Annotated in this window: 10 protein-coding genes; 1 reads left to right on the forward strand and 9 read right to left on the reverse strand. The window is 67.7% G+C overall.

Going from position 1 to position 18,555, the window contains the following annotated elements; all coding sequences use genetic code 11:
* The first annotated feature begins 185 nt into the window (after positions 1–185).
* Complete coding sequence (locus HUT19_RS17175; protein WP_254885621.1) at positions 186–2,324, forward strand: PIG-L family deacetylase; 2,139 nt, start codon at positions 186–188, stop codon at positions 2,322–2,324.
* A gap of 75 nt (positions 2,325–2,399) precedes the next feature.
* On the opposite strand, the gene HUT19_RS17180 is transcribed toward HUT19_RS17175, so the two are convergent.
* From HUT19_RS17180 to rpoB, 9 genes are all read right to left on the reverse strand, one after another.
* A complete protein-coding gene (locus HUT19_RS17180) occupies positions 2,400–3,509 on the reverse strand; it encodes an SRPBCC family protein (protein WP_176181332.1) in 1,110 nt (369 codons plus the stop codon).
* Complete coding sequence (locus HUT19_RS17185; RefSeq protein WP_176181333.1) at positions 3,502–4,092, reverse strand: hypothetical protein; 591 nt, start codon at positions 4,090–4,092, stop codon at positions 3,502–3,504. Before HUT19_RS17185 ends, HUT19_RS17180 begins: the two co-directional genes overlap by 8 nt.
* 145 nt (positions 4,093–4,237) lie before the next feature.
* Positions 4,238–5,488, reverse strand: a complete 1,251-nt coding sequence (gene ltrA / locus HUT19_RS17190; RefSeq protein WP_217712253.1) for a group II intron reverse transcriptase/maturase — start codon at positions 5,486–5,488, stop codon at positions 4,238–4,240.
* 659 nt (positions 5,489–6,147) lie between these two features.
* Positions 6,148–7,341, reverse strand: coding sequence for an elongation factor Tu (gene tuf / locus HUT19_RS17195; RefSeq protein ID WP_176181334.1), 1,194 nt, complete (start codon positions 7,339–7,341; stop codon positions 6,148–6,150).
* 228 nt (positions 7,342–7,569) lie between these two features.
* Entirely contained in the window at positions 7,570–9,690 is a 2,121-nt protein-coding gene (fusA, locus tag HUT19_RS17200) for an elongation factor G (protein WP_176181335.1), read from the reverse strand.
* A gap of 38 nt (positions 9,691–9,728) precedes the next feature.
* On the reverse strand, positions 9,729–10,199 hold the full coding sequence (gene rpsG / locus HUT19_RS17205; protein WP_137979061.1) for a 30S ribosomal protein S7: 471 nt from the start codon (positions 10,197–10,199) through the stop codon (positions 9,729–9,731).
* Between the two features lie 2 nt (positions 10,200–10,201).
* Positions 10,202–10,573, reverse strand: coding sequence for a 30S ribosomal protein S12 (gene rpsL, locus HUT19_RS17210; RefSeq protein WP_014054153.1), 372 nt, complete (start codon positions 10,571–10,573; stop codon positions 10,202–10,204).
* 334 nt (positions 10,574–10,907) lie between these two features.
* Positions 10,908–14,822, reverse strand: coding sequence for a DNA-directed RNA polymerase subunit beta' (locus HUT19_RS17215; RefSeq protein WP_176181336.1), 3,915 nt, complete (start codon positions 14,820–14,822; stop codon positions 10,908–10,910).
* 99 nt (positions 14,823–14,921) lie between these two features.
* Positions 14,922–18,404: a DNA-directed RNA polymerase subunit beta gene (rpoB, locus tag HUT19_RS17220; protein ID WP_176181337.1), complete on the reverse strand. Its 3,483-nt coding sequence runs from the start codon at positions 18,402–18,404 to the stop codon at positions 14,922–14,924.
* Between the last annotated feature and the right edge of the window lie 151 nt (positions 18,405–18,555).

Below are 18,555 nucleotides of genomic sequence, written 5' to 3' on the forward strand. Positions count from 1 at the left end.
ATCCGCGGAAACGAACGCGAGATGAAGGCGGCGGAGGCGGCAACTGAACGCCGGAGTCCGGGGTGTTGTCCGTTCTGTGACCAAGACCTTCCGGTCAGCGGTCAACCTCTGAAGATCGCAAACCGTCCCCTTCTACGTGAGAGCAGCCGCGGATAACGGGCTGCCCAAGTGACAGGGTCACCAAATTGAACAGTCCATGGATTCCGTCCGGCAGCACGCGCAGGCAGGCACTGGCCTCGCTGGCGGCCCTGACCGCCGCCACCGCCGTCGGCGCCGCCGGGTGCGTCGCCCGGTCCGGCCGGCCCTCCGCAGAGCCCGCCGTACCGGCCCGCCCGACCAAGCCAGGCGCGGCCGAGCCGTTCACCTCGGCCTCGGGCGACAAGGGCGCGCTGCTGCTCCAGGTCCTGGCCCACCCCGATGACGACCTGTACTTCATGAACCCGGACGCCGAGCATGCGCTGAGCTCCGCAGTCCCCGTGGTCAGCGTCTACGTCACCGCGGGCGAGGCGCGCGGCATCAACTACGTGGCCGGGCGGCCCGTTCCGGCACCGGACAAGGCCGACTACTCCGCCGCCCGCCACCAGGGGCTGCGCCAGGCGTACGCGCAGATGCTGGGGCTGCGCCAGTTCGCCGAGTGGAAGCGCTCGGTGCTGCGGCTGCCCGGCGGGGTCACCGCCGAGACCAACGTCCTCACCAACGGCGCCCGCAGCGTCCGGCTGATCTTCCTCAACATCGCCATGCTCTCGGAGGGCGGAGTACGGATCCCCGCCCTGTGGAACACCCCGGGCACCGTGATGCGCACCCTGCTGGCCACCGGCTCACGCGTGACGCACCCCAGCTCCTACGTCCACCAGACGCTGGTCGACGTGCTCGCAGAGATCATGCACCGCTACCGGCCCACGCTGATCCACACCCTCGACCCGGACCCCGACTTCCAGGCGCATGACGCGCTGCACCCCAAGGACAACGACCAGCCGGGCTGCTCCGACCACCGCGACCACACCCCGGTGGCCCTGTTCACCTGGAAGGCGATCACCCAGTGGGTCGCGGACAGCACCCGCCGCGACAAGCACGCGCCGCGCTTCACCACCATCGCGTTCCGCGGCTACTACAGCCAGCGCTGGCCGCACAATCTGCCGCCCGCCGTCCTGGCCGACAAGGCCCGTGTGATCAAGTCCTACGGCGGCTCCCCGGAGTGGGAGTGCGGCAACACGGCGGGCTGCGGTGACTACAGCCAGGGCGGAAAGCGCCCGCTGAGGAACCGCAAGGGCTGGATCCGCTCCACCCACCACCGCTACTCCGGCGCCCTGCCCACCCCCACCACCGACCGCGAGGGCCGGCTCGTCGCCTACGGCGTCCTGGGCACCCAGGCCGTGCGCTGGCGCGAGACCTCGGCCGGGAGCGGGCGGTTCGGCGCGCCGCAGGGGCTCGGCGGCGGTCCGCTGGCGCCCGCGCTGTGCGCGGTGCGCGACGCCCGGGGGCGGCAGCTGCTGATCGCGCTGCGGTTCGCGTCGCTGGGCGGCCAGGGCTCGACCGGGCTGCGGGAGATCGTGGTGCTGGAGCAGCGCCGCCCCGACGGGCCGTTCCGCGCCTGGACCGGGCTCGGCACCCCCGACTCGGACCCCGAGCGCGGGCGCCGCACCGGCTGCCCGGTGGCGGTCGCCGCCCCGGACGGACGGATCCACCTGTTCGTACGGACCGCGGAGAAGGGCCTGGCCACCCGGGTACGGGACGTGGTGGGCCGCTGGGGTCCCTGGCAGCGGCTCGGCGGCGGTGAGATCCAGGACGGGCTGACCGCCGCCCTGGACGGCGAGGGACGCGTCCACGTCGTCGCCGCGGGCCGCGACACCGTTCACCACTGGGGCCAGCAGCGCGCCGACGGTCCGGTGACCCTGCTGCCGCCGAGCGGACTGCCGCGCCCCGGCGACCAGCCGGGCGCCGCGGTGGCCCCGGACGGCTCGCTCTCGCTGGTCTACCGCACCCCCACGGCCACCGCACCCGGCGTGCACCGCCTCGGCGGCGGGCCCGGGGTCACCGTGCGGCACTTCGCGGGCTACGGACCGGTCGCCGCACACACCGTGGCCGCACCCGTCGGCCGCCGCAAGGCCAGGACGACGGTGCTGCTCGGCCGCGACCTCGACGGCGAGGTCCAGATCCAGTACGGCACGGGGCCGCGCGCCCGGCCGCTGCGGGCGCCCGGGCGGCTGATACCGGTGGGCACCCCGGCGCTGCTGCCGGAGGGGCGCAAGGGAGTGGCCGTGGTCGGGATGGCGCCCGACGCCACTCCGTGGATCTGGCGTCCGCGCCCGACATCGCGGGCGTAGCGCCGTAGCCGCCGTGGCCGCGGACACAAGCGCTCCCCGGGGCCCGCGCGGGGCGGCCCCGGGGAGAGCGCGGGATCAGCGGCGGGCGGGCTCCCGTTCCTCGGCCTCCGCCTCGGCCTGCTCGTCGTCGTAGCCGGGCTCGGCGTCTTCGTCCTCGTCGAGGGGCTCGGTGTGTTCGTCCTCGTCGAGGGGCTCGGTGTGTTCGTCCTCGTCGAGGGGCTCGGTGTGTTCGTCCTCGTCTTCCTCGCCGGGTTCGAGCTCCTCCTCGTACCCGTCCTCCTCCTCGGCGGGCTCGTCCTCGTACTCGCCCTCCGCCTCGTCCTCGTCCTCGTCGAGGGGCTCGTCCTCGTACGCGTCCTCCGGCTCATCGGCCTCTCCCCCGGCCTCCGCGCGCTCTTCCTCCTCCATGGCGGTCTCGTGGTCCGTGACCACCTCACCGTCCCGGATCTCGCCGCGCCAGCCGTCCGTGGCCTCGCCGCGCATCATGATGAACTTGCGGTAGAGCTTGAGGTCGAGCCGGGCCCGACGGCCCTGGGCGCGCCAGATGTTGCCGGTCTTCTCGAAGAGCCCCTTCGGGAAGTACTCCAGGACCAGCAGCACCCTGGTGAGGTTGTCGCCGAGCGCGTGGAAGGTGACCACGCCCTTGACGGTGCCCTTGGCGCCCTCGGTGGTCCAGGTGATCCGTTCGTCGGGCACCTGCTCGGTGACGTTCGCCCGCCAGCTGCGGGTGGACTTGGCGACCTTCACCTTCCAGTTGCTGTTCAGCTCGTCGCTCTGCTCGACGCTGACGACGCCCTTGGCGAAGGTGCTGAACTCCTGGAACTGGGTCCACTGGTCGTACGCCTCGCGGACCGGCACCCCGACGTCGATGTCCTCGACGATCGTCACGCTCTTCGACTTGCCGCCACCGCTCTTGCCGCGGCCCTTGCCGAAGATCCCCTTGACCTTCTCCTTGAGGGTGTCCTTGAGCTGTGCGGTGCCGGCCTTCAGCACGGCCTGGCCCGGTGACTTCCCCTGCGCCAGCGCCTCGGTGCCCTTGGCCAGACCGCCGCTCAGCCCGCCGCTCAGACCGGTGAGCGCATGGGTGGCCCGGGCCCGGAGATAGCTCTGGAGCTCGTCCTTGAGGCGGTCGGTGGCCGGGTTCCTGGTGATGTCGTCCTTCAGCTTGCCCAGCGTGTCAGCCACGGCGGCCTCCCGAGGTCTTCTGCGTCCTGGCGGCGGAGGAGGAAGCGGTCTTCCGGGTCCGGCGGGCGGGAGCCTTGGCCGCTGTCTTCGCGTTCTTCGCCGGAGCCTTCGACGCCGCCTGTGACGTGGTCTTCTTGGCCGGTGCCTTGGCCGCCTTCTTGGCGGGGGCCGTGCGGCGCGCCTTCGGGGCCCGCTCGCGCTCCTCCTCGGCCTCCTCCCCGCCCTCGTCCTCGGTCTCGCCCTCCGCCTCGGCACCGTCCTCGTCCTCGGCGGGTTCCTCCTCCCGCTCGCCGCGCAGGCTGAGGGTGCGGTCGTGGAGGGAGTCGGCGAGATCGTTGGCCCGGTTGGTCACGGCCTTGGTCGCGGCCGCCTTGGCGGCGTCGACCAGCTCCTTGCGCGCCTGTGCGTTCAATCCGCTGAGCAGCGGGGAGTCGGCGAGGGCCTTCGCCAGCTGCTGCGGATCGAGACTGATCTTCTTCCCGGCCAGCATCATTCCGAGCCCGAAGGCCAGCTTCGCCTTCTTCGTACGCCCGAGGAGATAGCCTCCCGCGACCGCTACAGCGATCTTGCTATTGGTCGTCATCTGTTCGCTCCCGAGGGTCGAACTCAGCTTCGATGTGGGTCCCGGGTACCCACATACGGCCGAGCCCCACATAATCGAGTAGGAGGGACGGGTCGCCCGTCCCTCCTCTCACACCACCGGACATGCGGGCCACGCATCCGGCGGTTCATCCAGCTGATCTCAACCGTTGCCAGGTCGGCTTGAGCGTGCGCAGACCAAGATCGTCCCAGTAGGCATTGGGCAGTGCCCGCGCAAGGACGGGAGACCCCGCGACCCGCCAGTAGCCCTTGCTGGTGCCTCCCCATTCACGGGAGAGCCGCTCGCTGATGCCGAGCTTTCGCAGCATGGCCTGGCGCGTCCTGGGACGCTTCCATTCCTTCCAGCGGATCTGCCGCATCCTGCGGCGGAACCACTCGTCCAGGTCCCGGAACGCCCTGGAGGCATCCGAGATCCGGAAGTAGCCCATCCACCCGGTCATGAACCGGTCGATCTTCGCGATCCGTTCGTCCATCGCGATGCTCCACCGGCGTGAGGTCAGCTCCCGGATCTTCGCCTTCCAGCGCGCCAGCGCCTTCGGGTCAATCCGGATCCTGACCCCGTTCCGGGTGAAGTAGAAGCCGAACCCCAGCAGCATGGCGGCGGACGCTCGGACAACTCTTGACTTCTCCCGGTTGACCTTCAGTTTCAACCGCTGCTCGACCACGGCCGTGACCGAGGCAAGCACCCTGTGGGCGGCCCGTTCGCTCCGCACGAAGACGCGCACATCGTCGGCGTAACGCACGAACCGGTGACCGCGCCTGAACAGCTCCCGGTCCAGGTCGTCGAGCATGACGTTCGACAAGACGGGCGAAAGCGGCGACCCCTGCGGGGTTCCCTCCGCACTCGGCATCTTCACGCCGTCCACCATGATCCCGGCTTCCAGGTACCTGCGGATCAACTTCAAGACCCTGCGGTCACTGACTTTCCGCGCGACCCGCGCCATCAGGACATCGTGCTGAACCCGGTCGAAGAACCGGTCCAGATCAAGGTCCACGACCCACCGGTGGCCGTCCTCGATCGCCCGCCTCGCGACCCTGACCGCCTGATGAGCGGACCGGCCGGGACGGAACCCGAAGGACGACCCCGAAAACTGCGGGTCGAAAACGGGCACGAGCACTTGCGCGATAGCCTGCTGGATCAAGCGGTCCAGCACCCGCGGCACCCCCAGCATCCGCTCACCGCCGCCAGGCTTCGGGATGATCACCTGACGGACCGGCGCCGGCCGGTAAGTGCCCGCATCGAGCTCAGCCCGGACAACGGGCCAGTGCACCAGCAACCACGGACGAAGCTCCGCCGTGGTCATCCCGTCCACCCCGGGAGCCCCCCGGTTCGCTTCGACGCGGTTGAGCGCCGCGAGCAGGTTCTCCTTCGAGAGCATCAACTCCCACAAGGCGGGTTCCTGTTCGCGGTGAACGTCTTCCGTGAGACGCGCCGACCGGACACTACGCTCCGCCAGGACATCGCCGGAATGCACCGGTCCCTCCCCGGACGGCACCACTGACGCGGACTTGCTGCGGTCATCGTGCCCGGCACGAGCAGACATCACATCACCCGTTCCACTCGATGTTCGGCCCTTCCCAGCCCGCCGCACTCACGGCCACCCCGGCTGGTACTACGACCTCTGCTGACTTCTGCCCGGTCAGCCCGCACCTTCCAGTGCGGACCGTCGGCGCGGCGGCACCTCAGCACAACCGACACCCGGACAGACCTCCCCGGATAAGAACGATCACTGTCCCTGGACCGCTGCCGCGTTTACGCACTGGCCTTCTTGGCAGTGACGGGCTTCACCCTCGTCGGCGGGCTCACCCGACCAGCACGCCTCATACACGGTTCGTGTTCCTCAGTGCCCAGGTCTCGCCTCGGGCTTCCTCCCGACCCCACCTCACGATGACGCCGTTGCCTCCGGCTCGGGGTTAGCACCACCTCTTCCCCCAGGGGACTTCCACCCCCAAGCAATCGCCCATGCCGGGCATACCGACGGAGCCCCACCCGCCGTCTCCGGCAGGTGGGGCTCCGAATGCTCCGGGGAGCGTCAGGTCACTTGTTGATCTTGGTGACCTGACCGGCGCCGACGGTCCGGCCACCCTCACGGATGGCGAACTTCAGGCCCTCCTCCATGGCGACCGGCTGGATCAGCTGGACCGACATCTCGGTGTTGTCGCCCGGCATGACCATCTCGGTGCCCTCGGGGAGGGTCACAACGCCCGTCACGTCCGTGGTACGGAAGTAGAACTGCGGACGGTAGTTGTTGAAGAACGGCGTGTGGCGGCCACCCTCGTCCTTGGACAGGATGTAGGCCTGGGCCTCGAACTCGGTGTGCGGGGTGACCGAGCCCGGCTTGATGATGACCTGGCCGCGCTCGACGTCCTCGCGCTTGATGCCGCGGAGCAGCAGACCGACGTTCTCACCGGCCTGGCCCTCGTCGAGCAGCTTGCGGAACATCTCGATACCGGTGACGGTGGTCGAGGTCTTCTCCTGCTTGATGCCGATGATGTCGACGTTCTCGTTGACCTTCAGCACACCGCGCTCGATACGGCCGGTGACGACCGTACCGCGGCCGGTGATGGTGAAGACGTCCTCGATCGGCATCAGGAACGGCTTGTCGACGTCGCGCTCCGGCTGCGGGATCGACTCGTCGACGGCCTTCATCAGGTCGAGGACGGACTTGCCCCACTCGGCGTCGCCCTCGAGCGCCTTGAGCGCCGAGACCTTGACGACCGGAACCTCGTCGCCCGGGAACTCGTACTCGGAGAGCAGCTCACGGACCTCGAGCTCGACGAGCTCCAGGATCTCCTCGTCGTCCACCATGTCGGCCTTGTTCAGGGCGACAACGATGTACGGCACGCCGACCTGGCGGGCCAGGAGCACGTGCTCCTTGGTCTGCGGCATCGGGCCGTCGGTGGCGGCGACCACGAGGATGGCGCCGTCCATCTGCGCGGCACCGGTGATCATGTTCTTGATGTAGTCCGCGTGACCGGGGCAGTCAACGTGCGCGTAGTGACGCGACTCGGTCTGGTACTCGACGTGCGCGATGGAGATGGTGATACCGCGCTGGCGCTCCTCAGGAGCCTTGTCGATCTGGTCGAAGGCCGAGGCCTCGTTCAGGTCCGGGTACGCGTCGTGCAGCACCTTGGTGATCGCCGCGGTAAGGGTCGTCTTACCGTGGTCGATGTGACCGATGGTGCCGATGTTGACGTGCGGCTTAGTCCGCTCGAACTTCGCCTTCGCCACTGGGGTCCTCCTGTGGAGTGGTTCTGTACGCATCCACACTTTGCGGATGGGTTCAGGTGGTCTTACCGAACCGGCCAGGACCCCGAGGGGGATGCCCTTCGCCGTATTCGTATGGGGGGCCGGCGGCCGGGGCCCCGCCATGGACCGCCCGGAACGGACGGTCTATGACGGAATGCCCCGATGCCTTTTGCTCCAGCCTAAAGGGTGAGGAATGCGGATGAACCCGCCTTACTCGCCCTTGGCCTTCGCGATGATCTCCTCGGCGACGTTCTTCGGAACCTCGGCGTAGGAGTCGAACTGCATGGAGTAGCTGGCGCGGCCAGAGGTCTTGCTGCGCAGGTCGCCCACGTAGCCGAACATCTCCGACAGCGGGACCAGGCCGGTGACCAGCTTGGCGCCGCTCCGGTCCTCCATGGACTGGATCTGTCCACGGCGGGAGTTGATGTCGCCGATCACATCGCCCATGTAGTCCTCGGGCGTGGTGACCTCGACCTTCATCATCGGCTCGAGCAGGGCCGGGCCGGCCTTGCGGGCGGCCTCCTTGAAGGCCATCGAGCCGGCGATCTTGAAGGCCATCTCGGACGAGTCGACCTCGTGGTACCCACCGTCGAGGAGGGTGACCTTGACGCCGGTCAGCGGGTAGCCGGCGAGCACGCCGAACTCCATCGCCTCCTGGCAGCCCGCGTCCACGGACGGGATGTACTCCCGCGGGATACGGCCACCGGTGACCTTGTTCTCGAACTCGTAGCCATCGCCCTCGAGCGGCGCGAGCGCGATCTGCACCTTCGCGAACTGGCCGGACCCACCCGTCTGCTTCTTGTGGGTGTAGTCGTACCGCTCGACCGCCTTGCGCAGCGTCTCGCGGTAGGCCACCTGCGGCTTACCGACGTTGGCCTCGACCTTGAACTCCCGGCGCATACGGTCGACCAGCACGTCCAGGTGCAGCTCGCCCATACCGGAGATGATCGTCTGGCCGGTCTCCTCGTCGGTCTTGACGCGGAAGGACGGGTCCTCCTCGGCAAGCCGCTGGATCGCGACGGCCAGCTTCTCCTGGTCGCCCTTGGACTTCGGCTCGATGGCCACCTCGATGACCGGGGCCGGGAAGTCCATGGACTCCAGAATCACCGGGTTCGACGCGTCGGAGAGGGTCTCACCGGTGGTGGTCTGCTTCAGACCCATGACGGCGACGATGTCGCCGGCACCCACCGAGTCGATCTCCTCACGCTTGTTCGCGTGCATCCGGTAGATCTTGCCGATGCGCTCCTTCTTGCCCTTCACGGAGTTCAGCACCTGGGTGCCGGCGTCCATGCGGCCGGAGTACACACGGATGAAGGTGAGCTTGCCGAGGTGCGGGTCGCTCGCGATCTTGAACGCCAGGGCCGAGAGGGGCTCCTCCTCGGACGGACGGCGCTTGATGACCTCATCGGGGTCCTTGACCGAGTGCCCCTCGATCGCCTCGATGTCGATCGGCGACGGGAGGTACCGGACCACGGCGTCGAGCAGGGGCTGCACGCCCTTGTTCTTGAACGCGGTGCCACAGAACACCGGGGTGACGGTGGTGCCGCCGCCCTTGCCGGAGGCGATGGTGATACGGCGGATCGCCGCGTACAGCTGCTCCTCGGTGGGCTCCTGGCCCTCGAGGTACAGCTCCATCATCTCTTCGTCGTTCTCGGCGACGCCCTCGAGCAGCTTGCCGCGCCACTCGTCGGCGGCCTCGATGTGGGTGTCCGGGATGTCGACGGTGTCGTACATCTCGCCCTTGGTCGCCTCGGCCGACCAGACCAGCGCCTTCATACGGACGAGGTCGACCACGCCCTTGAAGTCGGCCTCGGTGCCGATCGGCAGCTGCATGACCAGCGGCACCGCGCCCAGGCGGTCCGTGATCATGTCGACGCAGCGGTGGAACTCGGCACCGGTGCGGTCCAGCTTGTTGACGAAGCAGATACGCGGAACACCGTAGCGGTCCGCCTGACGCCACACCGTCTCGGACTGCGGCTCCACACCGGCGACACCATCGAACACCGTGACGGCACCGTCGAGGACGCGCAGCGAGCGCTCCACCTCGACCGTGAAGTCGACGTGGCCCGGGGTGTCGATGATGTTGATGGTGTGATCGACGTTCTCAAGCGGCCAGTGACAGGTCGTCGCGGCCGACGTGATGGTGATGCCGCGCTCCTGCTCCTGCTCCATCCAGTCCATGGTGGCAGCGCCATCGTGAACTTCACCGATCTTGTAGCTCACGCCGGTGTAGAACAGGATCCGCTCGGTGGTGGTCGTCTTGCCCGCGTCGATGTGGGCCATGATCCCAATATTGCGGACCTTGGCCAGGTCAAGTGAAGTGGTGGCCATATGGCTCAGTCTTCTCTCGGTTCTCGATGGGGTAGCGACTACCAGCGGTAGTGCGCGAAGGCCTTGTTGGACTCGGCCATCTTGTGGGTGTCCTCGCGACGCTTGACGGAGGCGCCCAGACCATTGCTGGCGTCCAGCAGCTCGTTCATCAGCCGCTCGGTCATGGTCTTCTCACGACGGGCGCGCGAGTAGCCCACGAGCCAGCGCAGCGCGAGGGTGGAGGAACGGCCGGGACGGACCTCGACCGGAACCTGGTAGGTGGCGCCACCGACACGGCGGGAGCGGACCTCGAGGGTCGGCTTCACGTTCTCCAGCGCGCGCTTCAGCGTGATGACCGGGTCGTTGCCGGTCTTGTCGCGCAGGCCCTCCATGGCGCCGTAGACGATGCGCTCAGCGGTGGAGCGCTTGCCGTTCAGCAGCACCTTGTTGATGAGGGAGGTCACCAGAGGAGAGTTGTAGACCGGGTCGATGATGACCGGGCGCTTCGGGGCGGGGCCCTTACGAGGCATTCTTACTTCTCCTTCTTGGCGCCGTAGCGGCTGCGAGCCTGCTTGCGGTTCTTGACGCCCTGCGTGTCGAGGGAGCCGCGGATGATCTTGTAACGAACACCCGGCAGGTCCTTCACACGACCGCCACGCACGAGCACGATGGAGTGCTCCTGCAGGTTGTGTCCCTCACCCGGGACGTAGGCGGTGACCTCGATCCCACTGCTCAGCCGGACACGCGCGACCTTGCGGAGCGCCGAGTTCGGCTTCTTCGGCGTCGTGGTGAACACGCGGGTGCATGTACCACGGCGCTGCGGCGACCCCGCGAGGGCGGGGGTCTTGTTCTTCTCGACCTTGTCCTGGCGGCCCTTGCGGACCAGCTGCTGGATCGTAGGCACCGTTTCTCCGGTTTCTGTGTGCCAGTCTCGGTAAAGCTAACCTGGGATTTCTCCGACCCACGCGGTCGGGTGTGTCGCGCACCGCAGTCCCCTGAGAATGTCAGGAGAGTGCGAATTGTTGGTGTCGACACCTCGGGCCCCCGAAGCGGTCTTGAAGCGCGCACGGGAGCCCAGGGACACCCCAGGCACAAGGTCAGAGCGTACCTACCGCATCGGCTCCGGTCAAAACAAATGCACACGCGCTGGACACACCAACCCGGAGCATAGCCGCAGGGCGGCCACCCCCGCCATGGGGTGACCGCCCTGCGAACGCTTGCCGGCCGTCGGACCGGTCCTACTGGTTGTACGGACCGTAGTCGTAGTCCTCCAGCGGGACCGCCTGGCCGGAGCCCGTGCCGAAGGGCGAGTAGTCGATGTCGTCGTAACCGACGGCCGAGTACATCGCGGCCTTCGCCTCCTCGGTCGGCTCGACCCGGATGTTGCGGTAGCGGGACAGACCCGTACCGGCCGGGATGAGCTTACCGATGATCACGTTCTCCTTGAGGCCGATCAGGGAGTCCGACTTGGCGTTGATCGCCGCGTCGGTGAGCACCCGGGTCGTCTCCTGGAAGGACGCCGCCGACAGCCAGGACTCGGTCGCCAGCGATGCCTTGGTGATACCCATCAGCTGCGGACGGCCGGAGGCCGGGTGGCCGCCTTCCTGGACCACACGACGGTTCTCGCCCTCGAAGCGCGAGCGCTCCACGAGCTCGCCCGGCAGCAGCTCAGCGTCGCCGGACTCGATGATCGTCACACGGCGCAGCATCTGCCGGATGATGATCTCGATGTGCTTGTCGTGGATCGACACACCCTGCGAGTTGTAGACCTTCTGAACCTCGCCGACCAGGTGCACCTGGACGGCGCGCTGGCCGAGGATGCGCAGCACGTCGTGCGGGTTGACCGCACCGACGGTCAGCGGCTGGCCGACGTCGACGTGGTCGCCCTCGCCCACCAGCAGACGGGACCGCTTCGAGACGCCGTAGGCGGTCTCGTCGGAGCCGTCGTCGGGGGTGACAACGAGCTTCTTGGTCTTCTCGGTCTCCTCGATCCGGACGCGGCCGGCCGCCTCCGAGATCGGGGCCACACCCTTGGGCGTACGGGCCTCGAAGAGCTCGACAACACGCGGCAGACCCTGGGTGATGTCGTCACCGGCCACACCACCGGTGTGGAAGGTACGCATCGTCAGCTGGGTGCCGGGCTCACCGATGGACTGGGCGGCGATGATGCCGACCGCCTCACCGATGTCCACCAGCTTGCCGGTCGCCAGCGAGCGGCCGTAGCACATGGCGCAGGTGCCGACGGCGGACTCGCAGGTGAGCACCGAGCGGGTCTTGACCGTCTCCACGCCGTGCCGGACCAGCTCGTCGATGAGCACATCGCCCAGGTCGGTACCGGCCGGGGCCAGCACCTTCCCGTCCACGACGATGTCCTCGGCGAGGCAGCGCGCGTACACGCTGGTCTCGACGTCCTCGGCCTTGCGCAGCACACCGTCGGCACCCCGGGAGGCGATCTCCAGCTTCAGACCGCGGTCGGTGCCGCAGTCCTCCTCGCGGATGATCACGTCCTGCGAGACGTCCACCAGACGACGGGTCAGGTAACCCGAGTCGGCGGTCCGCAGCGCGGTGTCCGCGAGACCCTTACGGGCACCGTGGGTGGAGATGAAGTACTCCAGCACGGAGAGACCCTCACGGAACGACGCCTTGATCGGCCGCGGGATGGTCTCGTTCTTCGCGTTGGACACCAGACCACGCATACCGGCGATCTGACGCATCTGCATCATGTTTCCGCGCGCGCCCGAGTCGACCATCATGAAGATCGGGTTGGTCTTCGGGAAGTTCGCGTTCATCGCCTCGGCAACCTCGTTGGTCGCCTTGGTCCAGATCGCGATCAGCTCCTGGGTGCGCTCGTCCTTGGTGATCAGACCGCGCTCGTACTGCTTCTGGACCTTCTCGTCCTGCGCCTCGTAGCCCGTGATGATGGCCTTCTTGGCCTCGGGCACGACCACGTCGGAGATGGCGACGGTGACACCGGAGCGGGTGGCCCAGTGGAAACCGGCCGCCTTCAGGTTGTCCAGCGTCGCCGCGACGATGACCTTGGGGTAGCGCTCGGCGAGGTCGTTGACGATCTCGGAGAGCTGCTTCTTGCCCACCGAGTAGTCGACGAACGGGTAGTCCTCGGGCAGCAGCTCATTGAAGAGCGCGCGGCCCAGGGTGGTGCGCAGCCGGAAGCTGTCGCCCTGCTGCCAGACACCTCCCCCGACGCCGTCGTCCCCTTCCTCGGGGGTGGGCGGGGTCCAGCCGCGGGGCGGTACGGTGCCGATCGGGAAGCGGATGTCGATCTTCGCCTGGAGCGAGAGCTCCCGGGCGTCGAACGCCATGATCGCCTCGGCGACCGAACCGAAGGACCGGCCCTCGCCCTTGACCTCCCGCTCCTCCTCGTCGGTGGTGAGGAAGAACAGGCCCAGCACCATGTCCTGGGTGGGCATGGTCACCGGCCGGCCGTCGGCCGGCTTGAGGATGTTGTTCGAGGACAGCATCAGGATGCGGGCCTCGGCCTGCGCCTCCGCGGACAGCGGCAGGTGCACGGCCATCTGGTCACCGTCGAAGTCCGCGTTGAACGCGGTGCAGACGAGCGGGTGGATCTGAATGGCCTTGCCCTCGACCAGCTGCGGCTCGAACGCCTGGATACCGAGGCGGTGCAGGGTCGGCGCACGGTTCAGCAGCACCGGGTGCTCGGCGATGACCTCTTCGAGCACGTCGTACACGACCGTGCGGCCGCGCTCGACCATGCGCTTGGCCGACTTGATGTTCTGCGCGTGGTTCAGGTCCACCAGGCGCTTCATCACGAACGGCTTGAAGAGCTCCAGCGCCATGGCCTTGGGCAGACCGCACTGGTGCAGCTTGAGCTGCGGGCCGACGACGATGACCGAACGGGCCGAGTAGTCGACTCGCTTACCGAGCAGGTTCTGACGGAACCGGCCCTGCTTGCCCTTCAGCATGTCGCTGAGGGACTTCAGCGGGCGGTTACCGGGACCGGTGACCGGGCGGCCGCGGCGGCCGTTGTCGAACAGCGCGTCGACGGCCTCCTGGAGCATCCGCTTCTCGTTGTTCACGATGATCTCGGGCGCACCGAGGTCAAGGAGACGCTTGAGGCGGTTGTTCCGGTTGATCACACGGCGGTACAGGTCGTTCAGGTCGGAGGTCGCGAAACGGCCACCGTCCAGCTGCACCATCGGACGCAGGTCCGGCGGGATCACCGGGATGCAGTCCAGCACCATGCCGTTGGGGCTGTTGCGGGTCTGCAGGAAGGCGGAGACGACCTTGAGGCGCTTGAGCGCACGGGTCTTCTTCTGGCCCTTGCCGGTCCGGATGATCTCGCGGAGCTTCTCGGCCTCCTCGTCGAGGTCGAAGGACTCCAGGCGCTTCTGGAGCGCCGCGGCGCCCATACCGCCCATGAAGTACGTGCCGAAGCGGTCACGCAGCTCGCGGTAGAGCAGCTCGTCGCCCTCCAGGTCCTGGACCTTGAGGTTCTTGAAGCGGTTCCACACCTCGTCGAGACGGTCGATCTCGCGCTGCGCACGGTCGCGCAGCTGCTTCATCTCACGCTCGGCGCCCTCACGCACCTTGCGGCGCACATCGGCCTTGGCGCCCTCGGCCTCCAGCTCGGCGAGGTCCGCCTCGAGCTTCTTGGCGCGGGCCTCCAGGTCGGCGTCGCGGCGCTGCTCGATCTGCTGACGCTCGACGGAGACGTGGGCCTCCAGCGAGGGCAGGTCGCGCGTGCGGCGCTCCTCGTCCACCCACGTGATCATGTAGGCGGCGAAGTAGATGACCTTCTCGAGGTCCTTCGGGGCGAGGTCGAGCAGGTAGCCCAGACGGCTGGGCACGCCCTTGAAGTACCAGATGTGGGTGACGGGAGCGGCCAGCTCGATGTGGCCCATCCGCTCACGGCGCACCTTGGCGCGGGTGACCTCGACACCGCAGCGCTCACAGATGATGCCCTTGAAGCGGACGCGCTTGTACTTGCCGCAGTAGCACTCCCAGTCCCGGGTCGGACCGAAGATCTTCTCGCAGAAGAGTCCGTCCTTTTCGGGCTTGAGGGTGCGGTAGTTGATGGTCTCCGGCTTCTTGACCTCACCGTGGGACCACTGACGGATGTCGTCAGCAGTGGCGAGGCCGATCCGCAGCTCGTCGAAGAAGTTGACGTCGAGCACTTGTCGTCAATCCCTCTTTCAGGGTCGTGTCTTCGGGTCTGACTGGGGGTCCGGGGAGAGGCCGGGGCGGAGGTGGGACAGCCGCCCCGGCCAGACCCGTCAGACCTCTTCGACGCTGCTCGGCTCGCGCCGGGACAGGTCGATACCGAGCTCCTCCGCAGCGCGGAAGACGTCCTCGTCGGTGTCGCGCATCTCGATGGACATGCCGTCCGAGGACAGCACCTCCACGTTGAGGCACAGGGACTGCATCTCCTTGATGAGCACCTTGAAGGACTCGGGGATGCCGGGCTCGGGAATGTTCTCGCCCTTGACGATGGCCTCGTAGACCTTCACGCGGCCGGTGACGTCGTCGGACTTGATGGTCAGCAGCTCCTGGAGGGCGTATGCGGCGCCGTATGCCTCCAGCGCCCACACCTCCATCTCACCGAAGCGCTGGCCACCGAACTGAGCCTTACCGCCCAGCGGCTGCTGGGTGATCATCGAGTACGGACCGGTGGACCGGGCGTGCAGCTTGTCGTCCACCAGGTGGTGCAGCTTCAGGATGTACATGAAGCCGACGGAGATCGGGTCCGGGAACGGCTCGCCGGAGCGGCCGTCGAAGAGCCGGGCCTTACCGGACGACTGGACCAGGCGGTCGCCGTCGCGGTTCGGGATCGTCGAGTCGAAGAGACCGGCGATCTCGTCCTCGCGGGCGCCGTCGAAGACCGGGGTCGCGACGTTGGTGCCGGGCTGGACCTCGTCCGCGCCGATCGCCTGGAGCCGCTGCATCCACTCCTCGGAGCCCTCGACCTTCCAGCCCCGGGAGGCCAGCCAGCCGAGGTGGATCTCCAGGACCTGTCCCGGGTTCATTCGGGACGGGACACCCAGCGGGTTGAGGATGATGTCGACCGGGGTGCCGTCCTCCAGGAACGGCATGTCCTCGACCGGCAGGATCTTGGAGATGACGCCCTTGTTGCCGTGCCGGCCGGCCAGCTTGTCACCGTCGGTGATCTTGCGCTTCTGCGCCACGTAGACGCGGACCAGCTGGTTCACGCCCGGGGGCAGCTCGTCGCCCTCCTCGCGGTCGAAGACGCGGACGCCGATGACCTTGCCGGTCTCGCCGTGCGGCACCTTCAGCGAGGTGTCACGGACCTCACGGGCCTTCTCACCGAAGATCGCGCGCAGCAGGCGCTCCTCCGGGGTCAGCTCGGTCTCACCCTTCGGGGTGACCTTGCCGACCAGGATGTCCCCGGCGATGACCTCGGCGCCGATGCGGATGATGCCGCGCTCGTCGAGGTCGGCCAGGACCTCCTCGGAGACGTTCGGGATGTCCCGGGTGATCTCCTCGGGGCCCAGCTTGGTGTCACGGGCGTCGACCTCGTGCTCCTCGATGTGGATCGAGGAGAGGACGTCGTCCTGCACCAGGCGCTGGCTGAGGATGATCGCGTCCTCGTAGTTGTGGCCCTCCCACGGCATGAACGCCACGAGCAGGTTCTTGCCCAGCGCCATCTCGCCGTCCTCGGTGGACGGGCCGTCGGCCAGCACCTGACCGGTGATGACGCGGGCGCCCTCGTCCACGACCACCTTCTGGTTGAAGGAGGTGCCCTGGTTGGAGCGGGAGAACTTGGCCACCCGGTAGGTGGTGTAGGTGCCGTCGTCGTTGGCCACCGTGACGTAGTCGGCGGAGACCTCCTGGACGACACCGTCCTTCTCGGCCTTGATGACATCACCGGCGTCGACCGCGCAGCGGTACTCCATACCGGTGCCGACCAGCGGGGACTCCGCCTTGATCAGCGGCACGGCCTGGCGCATCATGTTCGACCCCATGAGCGCGCGGTTGGCGTCGTCGTGCTCGAGGAAGGGGATCATGGCGGTCGCGACCGACACCATCTGGCGCGGCGAGACGTCCATGTAGTCGACCTCGGAGCCGGGGACGTAGTCGACCTCACCGCCACGGCGGCGGACCAGGACCCGGGCCTCGGCGAAGCGGTTGTCGTCGGCCAGCGGCGCGTTGGCCTGGGCGATGACGAAGCGGTCTTCCTCATCGGCGGTGAGGAAGTCCACGCCGTCGGTGACCACACCGTCGGTGACCTTGCGGTACGGGGTCTCGACGAAACCGAAGGCATTGACCCGGCCGTAGGAGGCCAGCGAGCCGATCAGACCGATGTTCGGGCCTTCCGGCGTCTCGATCGGGCACATCCGGCCGTAGTGCGAGGGGTGCACGTCACGGACCTCGAAGCCGGCCCGCTCACGGCTCAGACCACCCGGGCCCAGCGCCGACAGACGGCGCTTGTGGGTCAGACCCGACAGCGGGTTGGTCTGGTCCATGAACTGGGACAGCTGGCTGGTGCCGAAGAACTCCTTGATGGAGGCGACGACCGGCCGGATGTTGATCAGGGTCTGCGGCGTGATCGCCTCGACGTCCTGGGTGGTCATGCGCTCGCGCACGACGCGCTCCATCCGGGCCAGACCGGTGCGGACCTGGTTCTGGATGAGCTCGCCGACGTTGCGCAGACGGCGGTTGCCGAAGTGGTCGATGTCGTCGGTCTCGACGACGATCGTGGTGCCGCTCTCGCCGGCCGTCTCGGTCTCGCCCGCGTGCAGCTTGACCAGGTACTTGATCGTCGCGATGACGTCATCGGTGGTCAGCACACCGGCGTCGAGCGGGGCGTCCGCGCCGAGCTTCTTGTTGACCTTGTAGCGGCCGACCTTGGCCAGGTCGTAGCGCTTGGGGTTGAAGTAGAGGTTCTCCAGCAGCGTCTGCGCGGCCTCACGGGTCGGGGGCTCGCCCGGACGCAGCTTGCGGTAGATGTCGAGCAGCGCGTCGTCCTGGCCCTGGGTGTGGTCCTTCTCCAGGGTGGCGCGCATGGACTCGTACTCGCCGAACTCCTCGAGGATCTGCTCGGTGGTCCAGCCGAGCGCCTTGAGCAGGACGGTGACGGACTGCTTGCGCTTGCGGTCGATACGGACACCGACCATGTCGCGCTTGTCGATCTCCATCTCCAGCCAGGCACCCCGGGACGGGATGATCTTGGCGGAGAAGATGTCCTTGTCGGATGTCTTGTCGATCGAGGAGTCGAAGTAGACACCGGGCGAACGGACCAGCTGCGAGACAACGACACGCTCGGTGCCGTTGATGCAGAAGGTGCCCTTCGGGGTCATGAGCGGGAAGTCGCCCATGAAGACCGTCTGGGACTTGATCTCACCGGTCTCGTTATTGGTGAACTCGGCGGTGACGAAGAGCGGCGCGGCGTAGGTGAAGTCGCGCTCCTTGCACTCGTCGATCGAGTTCTTCGGCGGCTCGAAGCGGTGATCACGGAAGGTCAGGGACATCGACCCGGAGAAGTCCTCGATCGGGGAGATCTCCTCGAAGATCTCTTCCAGACCGGACTTGGTGGGGACGTCCTGACCGCTGTCCAGCGCAGCCTCGACGCGAGCCTTCCAGGCGGCATTGCCGAGCAGCCAATCGAAGCTCTCGGTCTGCAGTGCAAGGAGGTTCGGAACCTCGAGAGGCTCCTTGATCTTCGCAAAGGAGATGCGCAGCGGGGCGGTGCTGGCGCCATTGTTCGTATTGGCAGTCGAGGCGTTGCGCGAGGCGGCCAAGAGGGGGTCCTTCCGAGGGCTCGGACTCACTACGCGCGTACCGGTCCCACCGAGAGCCCATGGATGAAATCCCTGGTCAGGGCGTATTCATCGGCTGTGCTCGAAGGTGGGTATGCCCCTGGTGACGGGCAGGGAGCAGCTAACAGGCAGC

This window comes from Streptomyces sp. NA02950, assembly GCF_013364155.1.
In the GTDB taxonomy this organism is placed as follows: Bacteria; Actinomycetota; Actinomycetes; order Streptomycetales; family Streptomycetaceae; genus Streptomyces.

Coding starts and splice junctions, on each gene's coding strand:
- HUT19_RS17185 (WP_176181333.1), bottom strand. CDS start 4,092: ATGACGACCAATAGCAAGATCGCTGTAGCGGTCGCGGGAGGCTATCTC.
- ltrA (WP_217712253.1), bottom strand. CDS start 5,488: ATGCTCTCGAAGGAGAACCTGCTCGCGGCGCTCAACCGCGTCGAAGCG.
- fusA (WP_176181335.1), bottom strand. CDS start 9,690: ATGGCCACCACTTCACTTGACCTGGCCAAGGTCCGCAATATTGGGATC.
- rpsG (WP_137979061.1), bottom strand. CDS start 10,199: ATGCCTCGTAAGGGCCCCGCCCCGAAGCGCCCGGTCATCATCGACCCG.